The sequence below is a fragment of the Klebsiella sp. 141251 genome, assembly GCF_050600725.1.
GTDB lineage: Bacteria > Pseudomonadota > Gammaproteobacteria > Enterobacterales > Enterobacteriaceae > Klebsiella > Klebsiella aerogenes.
This window is the reverse complement of the sequence record NZ_JAQIRG010000010.1, coordinates 101,287-117,616: the sequence shown is the minus strand read 5'-3', so window position 1 is coordinate 117,616 and position 16,330 is coordinate 101,287. Positions and strand designations below refer to the sequence as shown.

16 protein-coding genes are annotated in these 16,330 nt (G+C 56.3%); 7 read left to right on the top strand and 9 right to left on the bottom strand.

What is annotated here, in order from left to right:
* The first annotated feature begins 100 nt into the window (after positions 1–100).
* The 4 genes from lpxC to mutT all read left to right on the top strand — a co-directional run bounded on the left by lpxC (position 101) and on the right by mutT (position 5,057).
* A complete protein-coding gene (lpxC, locus tag PGR09_RS20690) occupies positions 101–1,018 on the top strand; it encodes a UDP-3-O-acyl-N-acetylglucosamine deacetylase (protein WP_015368241.1) in 918 nt (305 codons plus the stop codon).
* Positions 1,019–1,340: 322 nt separating this feature from the next.
* Positions 1,341–1,838: a secA translation cis-regulator SecM gene (gene secM / locus PGR09_RS20685; protein WP_020079609.1), complete on the top strand. Its 498-nt coding sequence runs from the start codon at positions 1,341–1,343 to the stop codon at positions 1,836–1,838.
* Positions 1,839–1,898: 60 nt separating this feature from the next.
* Entirely contained in the window at positions 1,899–4,604 is a 2,706-nt protein-coding gene (gene secA / locus PGR09_RS20680; protein WP_032709883.1) for a preprotein translocase subunit SecA, read from the top strand.
* 60 nt (positions 4,605–4,664) lie between these two features.
* Positions 4,665–5,057 carry an 8-oxo-dGTP diphosphatase MutT gene (gene mutT, locus PGR09_RS20675; RefSeq protein ID WP_430916478.1) on the top strand — a complete coding sequence of 131 codons (393 nt, stop codon included), beginning with the start codon at positions 4,665–4,667 and terminating at the stop codon, positions 5,055–5,057.
* Between the two features lie 67 nt (positions 5,058–5,124).
* Here mutT and yacG read toward each other — a convergent pair whose 3' ends face one another.
* The 3 genes from yacG to coaE are packed head-to-tail and all read right to left on the bottom strand — an operon-like array spanning position 5,125 to position 6,692.
* Positions 5,125–5,319, bottom strand: a complete 195-nt coding sequence (gene yacG / locus PGR09_RS20670; protein WP_015368237.1) for a DNA gyrase inhibitor YacG — start codon at positions 5,317–5,319, stop codon at positions 5,125–5,127.
* Positions 5,320–5,328: 9 nt separating this feature from the next.
* On the bottom strand, positions 5,329–6,072 hold the full coding sequence (gene zapD / locus PGR09_RS20665) for a cell division protein ZapD (RefSeq protein ID WP_032709885.1): 744 nt from the start codon (positions 6,070–6,072) through the stop codon (positions 5,329–5,331).
* Positions 6,072–6,692: a dephospho-CoA kinase gene (gene coaE, locus PGR09_RS20660; RefSeq protein WP_045390022.1), complete on the bottom strand. Its 621-nt coding sequence runs from the start codon at positions 6,690–6,692 to the stop codon at positions 6,072–6,074. The genes zapD and coaE overlap by 1 nt, the downstream gene beginning before the upstream one ends.
* Positions 6,693–7,029: 337 nt before the next feature.
* On the opposite strand from coaE, the gene PGR09_RS20655 reads away from it, so the two are divergent.
* Positions 7,030–8,073 carry a GMP reductase gene (locus PGR09_RS20655; protein WP_047042678.1) on the top strand — a complete coding sequence of 348 codons (1,044 nt, stop codon included), beginning with the start codon at positions 7,030–7,032 and terminating at the stop codon, positions 8,071–8,073.
* 30 nt (positions 8,074–8,103) lie between these two features.
* Here the strand turns inward: PGR09_RS20655 and hofC are convergent, their stop codons facing one another.
* From hofC to nadC, 4 genes are all read right to left on the bottom strand, one after another.
* Positions 8,104–9,309, bottom strand: a complete 1,206-nt coding sequence (gene hofC / locus PGR09_RS20650) for a protein transport protein HofC (protein WP_430916477.1) — start codon at positions 9,307–9,309, stop codon at positions 8,104–8,106.
* The gene (gene gspE, locus PGR09_RS20645; RefSeq protein ID WP_430916476.1) at positions 9,299–10,684 is read right to left on the bottom strand and encodes a type II secretion system protein GspE; all 1,386 of its coding nucleotides are present in this window, start codon (positions 10,682–10,684) and stop codon (positions 9,299–9,301) included. The genes hofC and gspE overlap by 11 nt, the downstream gene beginning before the upstream one ends.
* 10 nt (positions 10,685–10,694) lie before the next feature.
* Positions 10,695–11,126: a prepilin peptidase-dependent pilin gene (ppdD, locus tag PGR09_RS20640; protein ID WP_020079603.1), complete on the bottom strand. Its 432-nt coding sequence runs from the start codon at positions 11,124–11,126 to the stop codon at positions 10,695–10,697.
* Positions 11,127–11,306: 180 nt separating this feature from the next.
* Positions 11,307–12,200, bottom strand: a complete 894-nt coding sequence (nadC, locus tag PGR09_RS20635; RefSeq protein WP_430916475.1) for a carboxylating nicotinate-nucleotide diphosphorylase — start codon at positions 12,198–12,200, stop codon at positions 11,307–11,309.
* 137 nt (positions 12,201–12,337) lie between these two features.
* Between nadC and ampD the strand changes: the two genes are divergently transcribed.
* The gene (gene ampD, locus PGR09_RS20630) at positions 12,338–12,901 is read left to right on the top strand and encodes a 1,6-anhydro-N-acetylmuramyl-L-alanine amidase AmpD (RefSeq protein WP_047042669.1); all 564 of its coding nucleotides are present in this window, start codon (positions 12,338–12,340) and stop codon (positions 12,899–12,901) included.
* On the top strand, positions 12,898–13,752 hold the full coding sequence (gene ampE / locus PGR09_RS20625; RefSeq protein ID WP_015368228.1) for a beta-lactamase regulator AmpE: 855 nt from the start codon (positions 12,898–12,900) through the stop codon (positions 13,750–13,752). The genes ampD and ampE overlap by 4 nt, the downstream gene beginning before the upstream one ends.
* Before the next feature lie 177 nt (positions 13,753–13,929).
* Here the strand turns inward: ampE and PGR09_RS20620 are convergent, their stop codons facing one another.
* Together PGR09_RS20620 and PGR09_RS20615 are read right to left on the bottom strand one after the other, a co-directional pair.
* A complete protein-coding gene (locus PGR09_RS20620; RefSeq protein WP_047042665.1) occupies positions 13,930–14,880 on the bottom strand; it encodes a glycoside hydrolase family 43 protein in 951 nt (316 codons plus the stop codon).
* Positions 14,880–16,286, bottom strand: coding sequence for a glycoside-pentoside-hexuronide (GPH):cation symporter (locus PGR09_RS20615; protein WP_015704413.1), 1,407 nt, complete (start codon positions 16,284–16,286; stop codon positions 14,880–14,882). Before PGR09_RS20615 ends, PGR09_RS20620 begins: the two co-directional genes overlap by 1 nt.
* Between the last annotated feature and the right edge of the window lie 44 nt (positions 16,287–16,330).

Below are 16,330 nucleotides of genomic sequence, written 5' to 3'. Positions count from 1 at the left end.
GAATTGGCTGGAAGTTGGGCATCTGCGCTCTTTGTGCTAAACTGCCCTGCCGAATGTATAGTACACTTCGGTTGGATAGGTAACTTGGCGAGATTATACGATGATCAAACAAAGGACTCTTAAACGTATTGTTCAGGCGACTGGTGTCGGTTTGCATACCGGCAAGAAAGTCACGCTGACTTTACGCCCTGCGCCGGCAAATACCGGGGTCATCTATCGTCGCACCGACTTGAATCCACCGGTTGATTTTCCGGCTGATGCCAAATCTGTGCGTGATACCATGCTCTGTACTTGCCTGGTGAACGAGCATGACGTGCGGATTTCTACAGTCGAGCACTTAAATGCCGCACTGGCTGGCCTGGGCATCGACAACATTATTGTTGAAGTCGATGCGCCGGAAATCCCGATTATGGACGGTAGCGCCGCTCCGTTCGTTTATCTGTTGCTGGATGCCGGCATCGATGAACTGAACAGCGCCAAGAAATTTGTGCGTATCAAAGAGACGGTTCGCGTTGAAGATGGCGACAAATGGGCTGAGTTTAAGCCGTACAATGGTTTTTCGTTGGACTTTACCATCGACTTTAACCATCCGGCGATTGACTCCAGCACCCAACGCTATGCGCTGAACTTCTCGGCCGATGCGTTCATGCGTCAGATTAGCCGTGCTCGTACTTTCGGTTTCATGCGTGATATCGAATATCTGCAGTCCCGTGGCCTGTGCCTGGGCGGCAGCTTCGATTGTGCCATCGTTGTTGACGATTATCGCGTACTGAACGAAGACGGTCTGCGCTTTGAAGATGAGTTTGTACGCCACAAAATGCTGGATGCGATCGGTGACCTGTTTATGTGTGGTCACAACATTATCGGCGCATTCACGGCGTTCAAATCCGGTCACGCGTTAAATAACAAACTGCTGCAGGCTGTTCTGGCAAAACAGGAAGCCTGGGAGTATGTGACCTTCGAAGACGACGCAAAACTGCCGCTGGCATTCCGCGCACCGTCAATGGTTCTGGCGTAAGCCTGACCATTCAGTAAATTCGACTGGTAACCTGGTACTCTCTCCGTCCAGGGAACCAGTCGTTTTTCTTTTTAGCCTCCCCAAACCGCTTTTCACTGCGTTTCGCTGGCAATAACCTGTGCGCGTTCGCTGCTTTATTAAGCGTTTTACCGCAGCATTAGCGTTCATTCCTGCTGTCTCGGCGCGGTATTAATGTTAGTATTTGGGCGCAAAATTTTTCTCTGGGTTGCTTTATCCTGTCGATTTCAGGCTGTACTGCGAAGACCGCCAATAAAATGGACCGCCTGAAAGGACGCAGGAATACCAACTAAAGGTAAAGAAAGTGAGTGGATTGCTGACGCGTTGGCGACAGTTTGGCAGACGGTATTTTTGGCCGCATCTCCTGTTGGGGATGGTCGCGGCTAGCCTCGGCCTGCCTGCGCTTAACAACAGCCACGAAACCACTACGCCGGCGAAAGCCACGGCCAGCAACCATAACCCGAATAAAGTTAACTTCTCCCAGCTGGCGCTGCTGGAGGCCAACCGTCGGCCGAACTTTACCGTCGATTACTGGCATCAGCATGCGATTCGCACCGTTATTCGCCATCTGTCGTTCGCGATGGCGCCGCAGGCTTTGCCGGTGGCGGAAGAATCGTCGCCGCTTCAGGCTCAGCATCTGGCCCTGCTCGATACGCTCAGCGCGCTGCTGACCCAGGACAGCAGACCGCCGGTGGTTATCCGCCAGGCAGCTTATATCCCTTCCTCTTATTCTGTCTTCCGCGTCAGCGCCTGGATAAGCCAGGTAGCGGGGATCCGCGCAGGGCCTCAACGTCTCAGCTGAAAATAAACACGGACCATCCTATTTTTTTACTCCGCACTGCGGGGCGTTTGAGATTTTATTATGCTAATTAAAATGTTAACTAAGGTGTTCGGTAGCCGTAACGACCGTACGCTGCGTCGTATGCGCAAAGTCGTCAATATCATCAACGGTATGGAACCGGCGATGGAAAAGCTCTCTGATGACGAGCTGAAAGCCAAAACCGGAGAATTCCGCGCGCGTCTGGAGAAAGGCGAAAGCCTGGAAAGCCTGATCCCGGAAGCTTTTGCCGTGGTGCGCGAAGCGAGTAAACGCGTCTTCGGTATGCGTCACTTCGACGTGCAGCTGCTGGGCGGTATGGTATTGAACGACCGCTGCATCGCGGAAATGCGTACTGGTGAAGGTAAAACCCTGACCGCGACCCTGCCGGCCTACCTTAACGCGCTGACCGGTAAAGGCGTTCACGTCGTTACCGTCAACGACTATCTGGCGCAGCGTGACGCCGAAAACAACCGTCCGCTGTTCGAATTCCTCGGTATGAGCGTGGGCATCAATATGTCCGGCCTGCCTGCGCCGGCGAAGCGTGAAGCCTACGCGGCCGACATCACCTACGGTACCAACAACGAATACGGCTTCGATTATCTGCGCGATAACATGGCGTTCAGTCCGGAAGAGCGCGTACAGCGTAAGCTGCACTATGCGCTGGTGGATGAGGTGGACTCCATCCTGATCGACGAAGCGCGTACCCCGCTTATCATTTCCGGCCCGGCTGAAGACAGCTCCGAAATGTATCGCAAGGTGAACAAAATTATTCCGCACCTGATCCGTCAGGAAAAGGAAGACTCCGACACCTTTACCGGTGAAGGCCACTTCTCCGTGGATGAGAAAGCTCGCCAGGTTAACCTGACCGAACGCGGTCTGGTATTGATCGAAGAGCTGCTGGTGCAGGAAGGCATCATGGAGGAAGGCGAATCGCTGTATTCTCCGACCAACATCATGCTGATGCACCATGTTACCGCCGCGCTGCGCGCCCACGCGCTGTTTACCCGCGACGTTGACTACATCGTGAAAGATGGCGAAGTCATCATCGTCGATGAACACACCGGCCGTACGATGCAGGGGCGTCGCTGGTCCGATGGCCTGCACCAGGCGGTAGAAGCCAAAGAAGGCGTGGAGATCCAGAACGAGAACCAGACTCTGGCATCCATCACCTTCCAGAACTACTTCCGTCTGTACGAGAAGCTGGCGGGGATGACCGGTACCGCGGATACCGAAGCCTTTGAATTCAGCTCCATCTATAAACTGGATACCGTTGTCGTCCCGACTAACCGTCCGATGATCCGTAAGGATATGGCCGATCTGGTCTATATGACCGAAGCGGAAAAAATTCAGGCGATTATCGAAGATATTAAAGATCGTACCGCCGCCGGTCAGCCGGTGCTGGTCGGTACTATCTCAATCGAAAAATCTGAAGTGGTTTCCCGCGAACTGACGAAAGCCGGCATCAAGCACAACGTCCTGAACGCCAAGTTCCACGCCAGCGAAGCGGATATCGTCGCCCAGGCGGGTTATCCGGCTGCGGTCACCATCGCTACCAACATGGCGGGTCGTGGTACCGATATTATGCTCGGCGGTAGCTGGCAGGCAGAAGTCGCCGCGCTGGAAAATCCAACGCCTGAGCAGATTGAAAAAATCAAAGCTGACTGGCAGGTGCGCCACGATGCGGTACTGGCCGCAGGCGGTCTGCACATCATTGGTACCGAGCGTCATGAATCCCGCCGTATCGATAACCAGCTGCGTGGCCGTGCTGGCCGTCAGGGTGATGCCGGTTCTTCCCGCTTCTACCTGTCGATGGAAGATGCCCTGATGCGTATCTTCGCCTCCGATCGCGTATCCGGCATGATGCGTAAACTGGGGATGAAGCCGGGCGAAGCTATCGAGCACCCGTGGGTGACCAAAGCGATTGCTAACGCTCAGCGTAAAGTGGAAAGCCGCAACTTCGATATCCGTAAACAGCTGCTGGAATATGATGACGTCGCCAACGATCAGCGTCGCGCTATTTACACCCAGCGTAACGAGCTGCTGGATATCTCCGACGTGAGCGAAACCATCAACAGCATCCGCGAAGATGTCTTCAAAGCCACTATCGATGCGCACATTCCGCCGCAGTCGCTGGAAGAGATGTGGGATATCGAAGGCCTGCAGGAACGTCTGAAAAACGACTTCGACCTTGATCTGCCAATCAAAGAGTGGCTGGATAAAGAGCCGGAGCTGCACGAAGAGACCCTGCGCGAACGTATTCTGCAGAGCGCGGTAGAAACCTACCAGCGTAAAGAAGAAGTGGTTGGCGCCGAAATGATGCGTCACTTCGAGAAAGGCGTCATGCTGCAAACGCTGGATTCCCTGTGGAAAGAGCACCTGGCGGCGATGGACTACCTGCGCCAGGGTATTCATCTGCGCGGCTATGCGCAGAAAGATCCGAAGCAGGAGTACAAGCGCGAATCCTTCTCAATGTTCGCAGCCATGCTCGAATCGCTGAAGTATGAAGTCATCAGCACCCTGAGCAAGGTACAGGTGCGGATGCCGGAAGAAGTCGAAGAGATGGAACAGCAACGTCGCGAAGAGGCAGAGCGTCTCGCGCAGATGCAGCAGCTGAGCCACCAGGATGACGATACTCTGGCTGCCGCTTCGCTGGCGGAACAGACCGGCGACCGTAAAGTTGGGCGTAACGATCCGTGCCCGTGCGGTTCCGGTAAAAAATATAAACAGTGCCACGGCCGTCTGAGCTAAGGGCTGATAAAAAGCAAACCAGGGCGCAGATTTCTGCGCCTTTTTTATGGAGCTGATTTAATGAAAAAACTGCAAATCGCCGTCGGGATAATTCGCAATCCGCAAGGCGAAATTTTTATTACCCAGCGTGCCGCAGACGCGCATATGGCTAATAAACTGGAATTCCCCGGCGGCAAAATAGAATCAGGTGAGACGCCGGAACAGGCGCTGGTACGTGAACTGCAGGAAGAGGTCGGGATTACGGTGATGACGTCCACGTTGTTCGACAAACTGGATTATCAGTTCCCTGACCGTCATATCACGCTATGGTTCTTCCTGGTGGAAAACTGGCAAGGCGAGCCGTGGGGCAAAGAAGGGCAACCGGGGCAGTGGATGGCGCAGCAGGCGCTGGATCCGCAGGCATTTCCGCCGGCGAACGAGCCGATTATCAATAAACTTATTACGCTTGCCTGAGCGCCGTGCAACCCGGCGCCGGCCTGAAATGCTAATCCGGATCGTCCCGGATTAGCGATAGGGAAGGTTACTGCTGCGGCTCGCTCCAGTCATCGCTATCAGACAAGTCGCCGGAACTGGGTATACGTTTCTCTTCCGCCGCCCACTCGCCAAGATCGATAAGCTGGCAACGCTTCGAGCAAAACGGGCGAAACGGGCTTTGTTCGCTCCAGACGACGTTTTTACCGCAGGTTGGGCAGTTAACGATAGTCTCTTCTGACATAGTATCTCCTTAGCAACAAGCCAGTTCAAAATCAAAGCGTTCCGGCACGATGCCATGCTCGCTGTCCAGCGGCAGGAAACGGATAGCGAAGCGGCTTTTATGGCCGGAAATTTGCGGATACAGCTGGCTTGCGAGATCCAGGCGCAGGCGCAGCAGATCGGCATCGTCGCCGTTATCCTGATAAAAGCCATTGAGGCTGGTTTGCTTACGGAAAGGCGCAGAGTTACGAATCAAATCAAGAATCAACTCCAGCGACTGCATCAGCGGCGTCAGGCTCGCTAACCATCTCGCCACCTGCTCATCACGATATTCCTGCGGCATATGCAGCCAGATATGTAGCGTTGGTAAATCAAAGCCGCAACAGCCGCCGGGGATGCTCAGACGCTGGCGCACCAGGCCAATCAGTCGATCTTCACGAAGAAACTGGCCAATGCGCGGAGCGGAAATCAAGGTGCTGCCGGACTGTTTAAGCTGCTGACGCAGAGCATCAATACGCTGCTGGTCGACACCGGGCACTTCGGCCCAGGTTTGTAATTTCCGCTGTTGTCGCTCCAGCTCTTTCAGCAGATCGGTACGCACTTCACCGCGTTCCAGCACGTCCAGGAGATCGCCGGTATTGCGGAAAAAATGGAGGGCGTCCGCGTAACTGGCGATGGTGGGGCGAGAAGAGAGCTGCTGAAATAAAAATTCAATGCGCAGCCAGGTGCGCATTTTCTCATTGAGCGGATGTTCGAAGAGAACAGGGGTATGCATTACGATTTTTCCTGTGAGGCGGCCTGCGATGCCAGCATTAAATACTTTTCGTGCAGGCGGGCGACGTGGGATGCGACGGCATCCGCGGAGCCCATGTTTTCAATAACATCATCCGCTGCGGCAAGACGCTGTTCGCGCGTCGCCTGGGCGGCAAGAATATGTTCAGCGTGTTCGCGACTGACCCCATCGCGGCGCATGGTGCGCTCGATTTGCGTCTCTTTCGGCACATCGACAACCAGCACGCGATCGGCTTTATCGGTCAGGCGGTTTTCGACCAGCAAGGGTACGACCCAGAGGAGATAAGGCGAGGTTGAGGCCTGCATCTGACGGCGCGTTTCTTGCTGAATCAGCGGATGCAGCAGCGCGTTAAGCCAGGCCTTGTCCTCGCTATGAGCAAAAATACGCTCGCGCAAGCGGCGGCGATTCAGGCAGCCATCGTCGTTGATCATCTGTGGACCAAATCTTTCGGCGATGGCGAGCAGGGCAGGTGTACCGGGTTCTACAACCTGGCGCGCAATAATATCGGCGTCGATAACGGTTACGCCCAGGTGAGCAAATTCGTCGGCAACGGTACTTTTACCGCTACCGATGCCGCCTGTTAACGCTACCGTATACCCCATACACTTCAATCCCGATGTCACATTATTGTTCAAAACCCTGGCGATTCACCACGCCCGTCAGGCGCCGGGGATAGCTTAATCGAGATTTTGCTAAATCGAAAAAGTATCCATAATGTGAATCGTTACTTTCTTTATATATGAAAATCAATTGGTTAAAAATGATGCACTGGTAAGGAAAGCACACGAGCGTGTTTTTCGCTATTCACCAGGTAAATTTAAACGATTGTAGCGTAAAAAAAGTGAAAATCGCAGTCTTGCGCGGCTATGATTCGTGCGTATGATAGCGTCACTGGAGTTGTGCTCTCACATTAATGCAATTAACCCCAGGAATTCGCACATGCGTATTGAAGAAGATCTGAAGCTAGGTTTTAAAGACGTTCTTATCCGCCCGAAGCGCTCTACCCTCAAAAGCCGTTCTGATGTTCAGCTGGAACGTGAATTCACCTTTAAGCATTCAGGCCAGACCTGGTCCGGCGTACCGATTATCGCTGCTAACATGGATACCGTCGGCACCTTCAGCATGGCGAAAGCCCTGTCCGCTTTTGGCATTCTGACCGCCGTGCACAAGCACTACAGCGTTGAAGAATGGCAGGCGTTTGTGCAGAGCGAATCTGCAGAAGTGCTGCAGCATGTGATGGTTTCCACCGGCACCTCTGATGCGGACTTTGAAAAAACTCAGCAGATCCTGGCGCAGAATCCGCAACTGAACTTTGTGTGCATCGACGTGGCTAACGGCTACTCTGAGCACTTTGTTCAGTTCGTGGCGAAAGCCCGCGCCGCCTGGCCGCAAAAAACCATTATTGCCGGCAACGTAGTGACCGGTGAGATGTGTGAAGAACTGATTCTTTCCGGCGCTGATATCGTTAAAGTCGGCATCGGCCCTGGCTCCGTCTGTACTACCCGCGTGAAAACCGGCGTTGGCTACCCGCAGCTGTCTGCGGTGATTGAATGCGCCGATGCCGCGCACGGTCTCGGCGGCCAGATCATCAGCGATGGCGGCTGCACTATGCCGGGCGATGTCGCGAAAGCTTTTGGCGGCGGCGCCGATTTCGTGATGCTCGGCGGGATGCTGGCGGGCCACGAAGAGAGCGGCGGTACCGTGGTTGAAGAGAACGGCGAAAAATTCATGCTGTTTTACGGTATGAGCTCTGAATCGGCGATGACTCGCCACGTCGGCGGCGTCGCGAAGTACCGCGCGGCGGAAGGCAAAACCGTTAAGCTGCCGCTGCGCGGCCCGGTTGATAATACCGCGCGCGACATCCTCGGTGGCCTGCGTTCAGCATGCACCTATGTCGGCGCTTCCCGCCTGAAAGAGCTGACCAAACGCACAACCTTTATCCGCGTCCAGGAACAAGAGAACCGCGTGTTCAACAGCCTGTAATGACGATGGCTGGCGCTTTAGCGCCAGCCATTAACTTCCCATCCCCCCGAGCGCGTCTCCCAAATGAAAAATGGGGAGATACATTGCCACCACCAGCACGCCAACGATCGTTCCGGTCACCGCCAGCAGTAATGGCTCCAGCAGCGTCGCCAGATTATCCGCCTGTTGATGAGTTTGCTCGCTATGATGGCGCGCCAGGTTATCGAGCATCGTATCCAGCGCTCCCGATGCCTCGCCGGTACGAATGAGCTGCAGACACAGTAAGGTGAATCCGCCGCAATTCGTTAGCGCCTGCCAGATTGGTTGGCCGTGGATGATATCTGCGCGCGCCTGTGCAATCCGCTGCCGCCACAGCGGGCACCCCATGGTTTCCTCCACGCTCTCCAGCCCTTGTACAAAGCTGATGCCCGCGCTTTGGGTCAGTGAAAGAATGGTAAATATCTGGCTCAGCTGTTGGCCGTTGATTAGCCGACCGGCAATCGGAATCGCGTGTAGTAACTTTTGCCTTAACAGCAGCCAGCGTGGCCGATGCCGGGCCAGTCGGTTGAGAAATAGCGGAATAGCAAAAAGCGGCGGCAGCAACGGCCAGTAGCGGGCCAACGCATCGCCGATGTGAATGACCATTTGCGTCAGCAAGGGGAGCGGTGTATTGAAGGTCCGATAGATAGCGGTGAATTCCGGCAGCACGAAAAACAACATTGCCATGACCACCGCCAGCGCCAAAGTCAGAATCACCATTGGGTAGCGCAGCGCCTTCTTTACCTTTTTTGTCAGACGCTGCTGTTCCTGCTGCTGTAGCGCGAGCTGAAAGCAGCAGCGTTCCAGCTTACCGGTGAGCTCGCCGGTGCGGATCATCGCCAGATAGAGCGGCGGAAAGACCCGCGGCCATTGCGTCAGGGCGCTGGAGAGAGAAACACCCTGCGCCAGTTCCTGCGCCAGCATTCGCAGCAGCGCCTGCCACTGTTTGTGCGGCTGTTGTTGGGCCAGCAGCTCCAGCCCTTCGGCCAGCGGTAAGCCAGCCTGCAGCAGCGTGGCAAGCTGGCGGATAATCTCGCAGCTATAGCGCGGACGCCACAGTGAACCCTGTACCGTTTGACGCCGTAGCGCCAGCAGCAGTATCCGCTGCTGTTCCAGTGATGCCAGCGCCTGCGCGCGCGTCTCTTGCCAGAGTGCCCCTTCGCACGGCATTCCTTGCTTATCCATCCCGCGCCACTGCCAAAGCTGCTTAGTCGCCATGTGGGATCCCCAGAACGCGCACGACTTCTTCCAGGCTGGTCAACCCGCGCTCCACCGCTTCACAGCCGCTTTCAAACAGCGTCATCATGCCAGCTTCGCGGGCCAGCGTTTCGATTTCCGCCGCGCTGAGATCGCGATTAATGGCCTCGCGTAGCACGCTATCCACCGGCAGCAGTTCGAATAAGGCCAGGCGGCCGTAGTAACCGTGGTAGCACTGCGGACAGCCAACCGCCAACCAGCCGGGCAATGGGCGTGGCCAAAGACTGTGCGGCACTTCGGTAGGGCGGCCGCCATCGCGCCGGCAGTGGGGACACAGCTTTCGCACCAGCCGCTGGGCGACCACCAGCGAAAGCGCTGAGGAGATCATCCAGCGCGCCACGCCCATTTGTTGCAAGCGAATCAACGTTTCGCTGGTGGAGTTAGTATGTAATGTAGAGAGCACCAGATGCCCGGTTTGTGCGGCCTTAATGGCGATTTCCGCGGTCTCGGCATCGCGAATTTCTCCGACCATGACGATGTCCGGATCCTGACGCAGTAGCGCCCGCAGGACGCTCTGGAAGGTGAGGCCGGATCGCGGATTGATCTGCGTTTGGTTGAGCCCGATTAGCGGGATCTCCAGCGGATCTTCCACGCTGCAGATATTAACCTCTTCGCGATTCCGCGCCTGCAGCGCGCTATACAGGGTGACGGTTTTGCCGCTACCTGTCGGCCCGGTAACCAGTAGCAACCCCTGCGGCTGGTTCAATGCGGCGCGGAAAAAAGCCAGCTGACGAGAGGAGAGCCCCAGAGCTTCCAGATCCAGCGCCTGCTCCACCTGGTGTAATAAACGCAGGACGATTTTCTCCCCGCCGCGGCAGGGGAGGGTTGCAATGCGAAAGGAGACCGTGCGCCCGGCCAGCGTCAGAGTGAACTGTCCATCCTGCGGTAGACGATGCTCGGCAATATCGAGATTGCCCAGCACCTTAAGCCGTGCGGCCATTGGCGCAGCCAGCGCGGCCTCAAGTAACGGTAGGGCATGCAACACGCCATCGACACGCAGGCGTATCCGCAGCTGATTTTCCGCCGGCTCAATATGAATATCAGAGGCTCGCTGGCGCAGCGCCTGCTCCAGAATTTGATTCAGCAGATCGGTTACGCCCCGGGTGTTACCCGTGGCGGACTCTGATGCTGACTGTTGCGCCTCGTGCTGATGCTTATCCATTCGATCCTGGCTCCAGCATTCAATATCGATACGCTTTTGGGTAGCGAAGCGCAGCGCTTCCATCAGTTCTGGCGCCGGCGTATCCACGACGGCGATAACGATGGTCTGCTCATCGCTTTTCAACAAAATGGCGTGATGGCGCTGACAGAGTGAGAGTAGCTGTTCGCTTTTCATGGCTGTCACCTCAGTTAAAGCGGAAGACATCTTCGCAGGCCTGCTTTAGCGCGCTGTCATCGCCGATGGCGCAGACGCGCTGCCAGCCGGTGATGCCGTTGGCATTATCCCAGGAAGGGGTCAGGGTGACGGCCAGTCCGTTCAGACTCTCCTGCCCGGTCAGGGTGACCACGCCCTGGGCGACGCTCATCGCCGATACATAGCGGGTAGTCGACGGCGAGGGAATACCGTTGCTGCCGCCATCGCAGCTGGTTAGTCCGCCGTGGTCCAACGCGCACAGTTCTATTGCCGTACGGTAGGGCACAAAGGTTTGCAGCATATCGGTGAGGGCGGCTTTGCGTAGGTAGTTCTGGTAGGCGGGAATGCCGATGGCGCTGAGGATGGCGATAATGCCGATAACCACCATTAATTCGATCAGGGTAAAACCACGTTGCTTATCCATAAGTCACTCCTTGTTGGTTGTGGGGTGACTTTGGCGCGATTACGTTGCGGCGGCGAGGAGGAAAAATACGCTTAGGATGCAGGCATCCAGCTTTTCGGTAGTGCTTTCAAAGATGCATGCGAAGCGTGCGAGGCGTCTCGCAAAAATAGCCCCGATACCCGGTGGATATCGGGGAGAGAATTAACGAAAACGCATGGACAGGTCGAGCGCCCGCACGTGCTTAGTGAGTGCGCCGACGGAAATATAGTCAACGCCGGTTTCCGCGAATTCTCGAATGGTATCGAAGGTGACGTTGCCGGAGACTTCCAGCGCCGCCTGGCCGTTGGTACGTTTCACCGCCTCGCGCATCAGGTCGGTGGTGAAATTGTCGAGCATGATGATATCAGCGCCGGCTTTTAACGCTTCGTCCAGCTCATCCAGCGTTTCGACTTCGACTTCCACCGGTACGTCCGGGTGCAGCCAGAAGGCTTTTTCCACCGCCTGGCGTACCGAACCGGAGGCGATGATGTGGTTTTCTTTGATCAGGAAGGCGTCAAAGAGGCCCAGACGGTGGTTCGCGCCGCCGCCGCACAGCACCGCATACTTCAGCGCGGTACGCAGGCCTGGTAACGTTTTACGCGTATCAAGTAGCTGCGTTTTGGTGCCTTTGAGCAGGTCGACGTAGCGGCGCACTTCGCTTGCTACCCCAGAGAGGGTCTGCACGAAATTTAGCGCGGTGCGCTCGCCGGTCAGCAGCACCCGCGACGGGCCGTCCAGTTCGAACAGCGGCTGATCGGCTTTAACCGTATCGCCGTCAGCCACGTGCCAGGTGATGCTGACATCGTCGCCGGCAAGCTGAATGAAAACTTCTTCTACCCAACGCTTACCGCAGAATACCCCATCTTCGCGGGTGATGACGACGGCCTGAGAGCGCGCGTCCGACGGCAATAATTGCGCGCTAATATCGTTGTTAGCGTCAACTTCGCCGCCCAGATCTTCGCGTAGTGATTGCGCGACGGCGTCGGTAATATCGAGATTAATACGTTCCAGCAGCGCGTCACGGCGGCGGTCGGGGCTGTAGCGACGAGGCGTCATGATAAAGCTCCAGATAGATAAGATTCAGAAGTGGGAAACATGCTAACCTGAACCACGTTTCTGTACCACACATACCCAATGGATTTCGCGTCGCCTGTGGGGCCGCCGGGATCCACGTTTGCGAAAGGAGATTCCCCATGCAGTTGAATGGCGGATGGCTGGTGGGCGCGCGTCGGGTGCCTTCGCCGCATCACGATTGCCGTCCGGACGATGAAAACCCTTCTTTACTGGTGGTACACAATATCAGCCTGCCGCCGGGGGAGTTTGGCGGCCCGTGGATTGACGCGCTATTTACCGGTACGTTGGATGCCGACGCGCATCCTTACTTCGCCGGGATTGCTCATCTGCGCGTTTCGGCGCATTGTCTGATTCGCCGCGATGGCGAAATAGTCCAATATGTGCCCTTTGATAAGCGCGCATGGCATGCGGGCGTCTCAAGCTATCACGGCCGCGAGCGCTGCAATGATTTTTCGATAGGCATTGAGCTGGAAGGGACGGATACTCAGGCTTACACCGAGGCGCAGTACCAGCAGCTAGCGGCGATTACCCGGGCGCTTATCCAGCGTTATCCTGGTATTGCTGATAATATTACCGGCCATTGCGATATCGCGCCGGTACGCAAAACGGATCCCGGCCCGGCCTTTGATTGGGCAAAATACCGCGGTATGTTGGCCGCATCGTCACATAAGGAGATACCATGACGTTGTTTACTACGCTGCTGGTTCTCATCGCCGAGCGTCTGTTCAAGCTTGGCGAGCACTGGCAGCTCGATCATCGCCTGGAGGTACTGTTCCGCCGCGTGAAGCATTTCTCGCTGTTCGGCACCGTGCTGATGACCGTCGTCGCGGTGGCGGTGGTATATGTTATTCAACGCCTGCTACAAGGGCAGCTATTTAACGTACCGCTGCTGGTGTTCTGGATTTTGCTTGGCCTGCTGTGTATTGGCGCGGGTAAGGTGCGCCTGCATTATCATGCCTATCTGAAGGCGGCGGCGAACAACGATAGCCACGCCTGCGATTCGATGGCCAGCGAGCTAACGCTTATTCACGGCGTGCCGCCGGGCTGCGATCGCCAGGAGTATCTGCGTGAACTGCAGAACGCGCTGCTATGGATCAACTATCGCTACTATCTCGCGCCGCTGTTCTGGCTGGTGGTCGGCGGCCCGTGGGGGTTATTGACGCTGACGGCCTATAGCGTCCTGCGCGCCTGGCAGACCTGGCTTGCGCGCTATCAGACGCCGCGCCATCGTTTACAGTCCGGCATTGACGGTATTCTGCATATTGTCGATTGGGTGCCGGTGCGCCTGGTTGGCGTGGTATACGCGCTGCTGGGTCACGGCGAAAAAGCGCTGCCGGCGTGGTTTGCCTCGTTAGGCGACCGTCACTCTTCACAGTATCAGGTATTAACTCGTCTGGCCCAGTTCTCGCTGGCCCGCGAGCCGCACGTCGATGCGGTTGAGACGCCAAAAGCGGCGGTTTCCATGGCGAAGAAAACTTCGCTGGTGGTGGTGGTGATTATGGCGCTGCTGACCATCTACGGGACTTTGATTTAACAGCCCGAAGCCAGGCGCTGCCGGGCTTGGCGCACTCATATCGCCGGATGACGCTGCGCTTATCCGGCCTACGGTCCGCGGCCCGGTAAGCCAGAAGCGGTAGCCCTGCTAAGCGCAGCGCAAGCAGGGAAAATCCCAGCGCTGGCGTTGGATCCCGGACGGCTTGCTGTTCATTCTCTACAGCGTGTCAGCAGGCGGGATGCCGAAATCGGGCATCCCGTTTTCTTGCCAGCGTACCAGCTTTAGCCGGGTGTGACGGTTAGGATCGTACAGCGGGTCGCCTTCGATTTCGGTGTAGTTGCGCGCGTGGTATACCAGCACATCTTCCCCCTCCGGCGTTTGCGTAAAGCTATTATGGCCGGGACCATACTGGCGGTTTTCATAGCTGGTACGAAATACCGGCTGTGGGGATTTATGCCAGTTTTCAGCCACCAGCGGGTCGGCTTCACGGTCGATCCATAATAATCCCATGCAGTAGTTTTCATCGGTCGCGCTGGCGGAATAGCTGATAAACAGCTTATCGCCGTGTACCAGCACCGCAGGTCCCTCATTGACCATAAATCCCCGGCATTCCCAGGCGAACTCCGGCTTGCTCAGCATGAGCGGCGCGCCTTTTAGCGTCCACGGGTTTTCCAGCTCCGCCAGATAGAGATTGGTATTGCCGGCGATCTGCGGGTCTTTCTGCGCCCATAAATACCAGCGTTTCCCTTGATGGCAGAAAGTGGTGGCGTCGAGGGCGAAGGTATCGAACGGGGTGACGATTTGTCCTTTTTCCTGCCAGCGGCCGCTGAGCGGATCGCTGTCGGTACACTCAAGGGCGAACATCCGGTGCTGGAACATCCCCTCGGCGTCGAGGTCATGGGTCGGGGCGGCGGCGAAATAGATATACCACTTGCCGTCGATGTGGTGGAGCTCCGGCGCCCAGATCAGCTGGCTCATGGGCCCGCTTTGCGGCTTGCGCCAGACGGTCACCGGCTCGGCTTCACGCAGGCCTTCCAGCGTGGCGGCGCGGCGGATCTCCAGCCGATCGTATTCCGGTACGGAGGCAATAAAATAGTAGTGGTCTTTATGGCGCAGGATAAAAGGGTCCGCGCGTTGTTCAATAAAGGGGTTAGGCCAGTTGTTCATCAGGCTTTCCTTACGTGTTCACTGGTTTTCAATTCCTGGAGTTCATTCAGTTCGCTGTAGTTACTGCGGCGTTTTTCCAGATCGCTCTGGATTTGGCGCATCAGATTGCGGTCAACTTTCAGCAGGCGTACGACGCCTGCGGTAATCAGGTAGCCAACGCCGGGGATCACAGAGAACAGCAGCACGATACCGTTTAGCGCCGAGGCGCTTTGCTGCTTCGCGCCGGCATCGTAGCCGTACCACGACAGCAGGAAACCCACCATGGCCCCGGCGACCGCCAGCCCCACTTTCAGGAAGAACAGATTGCCGGAGAAGCTGATGCCGGTGATCCGTTTACCGGTTTTCCACTCGCCGTAGTCATCAACGTCGGACATCAGCGACCAGTGCAGCGGCGACGGGATTTGATGCAGGATATTGAGCAGGAAGTAGAGTGCCAGAATCAGCGTCGTGGCATGCGGATTAAAGAAGTAGAATGCGCAGGAGAAGACCGCCAGTACAATGTTGGTCCAGAAAAAGACCTGCAGTTTACACCAGCGGTCAGTCAGCACTTTCGCCAGCATGCTGCCGATCATCATGCCGACGACGCCAAGGCTGATAAACAGGGTGGCGAAGTGGGTAGTTTGCCCCATCACCCAGGTGACGTAGTACATGGTGGCGGCCATGCGGATAAAGCCGGGGCAAACGTTGCACAGGGTTAAGAGCAAAATGCGAACCCACTGGTCGTTTTTCCACACGTCCTTGAGATCTTTTTTCAGCTCGTCGTTGGTTTGGACCGCCGGGCGGATGCGCTCGCGTACGGTGGCGAAGCAGAACAAAAACATACACATGCCGATGAACGCCAATACGGTCATCGCCATTTGATAACCTTTGGCTTTATCAGCGCCGCCGAACCACTCCGCCATAGGCAGCAGAGTCAGCGAGAGCAGAAGCGTCGCGATACCGACCAGCACAAAGCGGTATGACTGGCAGGCGACACGTTCTTGCGGGTCGGATGTCATCACCGTCCCCAAAGAGCAGTAGGGGATGTTAATCGCGGTATAGGTTATCGACAGCAGGAAGTAGGTGACGAAGGCATAGATAACCTTGCTGTTGTAGGTCCATTCCGGGGTGGTGAACATCAGCACGCTGAACAGGGCGTAGGGGAAGGCCATCCACAGCAGCCATGGGCGAAAGCGGCCATATTTACTGCGAGTGCGGTCGGCCATCGCCCCCATGATCGGGTCGGTGACGGCGTCGATGACGCGCACCGAAAGCAGCAACACCCCAACCAGCGCCGGGGCAAGACCAAAAATATCCGTATAAAAATAGTTAACGAACAACATGATGGCGCCAAAGATAATGTTACATCCGGCATCGCCCATCCCGTAGCCAATCTTTTCTTTCAGCGAAAGTTTATTGCCTGTCATCCTGGAACTCTCCATTGCAGTCTGGAGAGAATTATTGGTCTTAG

Excerpts from the sequence above, each read along its gene's own strand:
- lpxC (WP_015368241.1), top strand. The coding sequence starts at position 101 with ATGATCAAACAAAGGACTCTTAAACGTATTGTTCAGGCGACTGGTGTC.
- secA (WP_032709883.1), top strand. The coding sequence starts at position 1,899 with ATGCTAATTAAAATGTTAACTAAGGTGTTCGGTAGCCGTAACGACCGT.
- mutT (WP_430916478.1), top strand. The coding sequence starts at position 4,665 with ATGAAAAAACTGCAAATCGCCGTCGGGATAATTCGCAATCCGCAAGGC.
- yacG (WP_015368237.1), bottom strand. The coding sequence starts at position 5,319 with ATGTCAGAAGAGACTATCGTTAACTGCCCAACCTGCGGTAAAAACGTC.
- zapD (WP_032709885.1), bottom strand. The coding sequence starts at position 6,072 with ATGCATACCCCTGTTCTCTTCGAACATCCGCTCAATGAGAAAATGCGC.
- coaE (WP_045390022.1), bottom strand. The coding sequence starts at position 6,692 with ATGGGGTATACGGTAGCGTTAACAGGCGGCATCGGTAGCGGTAAAAGT.
- PGR09_RS20655 (WP_047042678.1), top strand. The coding sequence starts at position 7,030 with ATGCGTATTGAAGAAGATCTGAAGCTAGGTTTTAAAGACGTTCTTATC.
- hofC (WP_430916477.1), bottom strand. The coding sequence starts at position 9,309 with ATGGCGACTAAGCAGCTTTGGCAGTGGCGCGGGATGGATAAGCAAGGA.
- gspE (WP_430916476.1), bottom strand. The coding sequence starts at position 10,684 with ATGAAAAGCGAACAGCTACTCTCACTCTGTCAGCGCCATCACGCCATT.
- ppdD (WP_020079603.1), bottom strand. The coding sequence starts at position 11,126 with ATGGATAAGCAACGTGGTTTTACCCTGATCGAATTAATGGTGGTTATC.
- nadC (WP_430916475.1), bottom strand. The coding sequence starts at position 12,200 with ATGACGCCTCGTCGCTACAGCCCCGACCGCCGCCGTGACGCGCTGCTG.
- ampD (WP_047042669.1), top strand. The coding sequence starts at position 12,338 with ATGCAGTTGAATGGCGGATGGCTGGTGGGCGCGCGTCGGGTGCCTTCG.
- ampE (WP_015368228.1), top strand. The coding sequence starts at position 12,898 with ATGACGTTGTTTACTACGCTGCTGGTTCTCATCGCCGAGCGTCTGTTC.
- PGR09_RS20620 (WP_047042665.1), bottom strand. The coding sequence starts at position 14,880 with ATGAACAACTGGCCTAACCCCTTTATTGAACAACGCGCGGACCCTTTT.
- PGR09_RS20615 (WP_015704413.1), bottom strand. The coding sequence starts at position 16,286 with ATGACAGGCAATAAACTTTCGCTGAAAGAAAAGATTGGCTACGGGATG.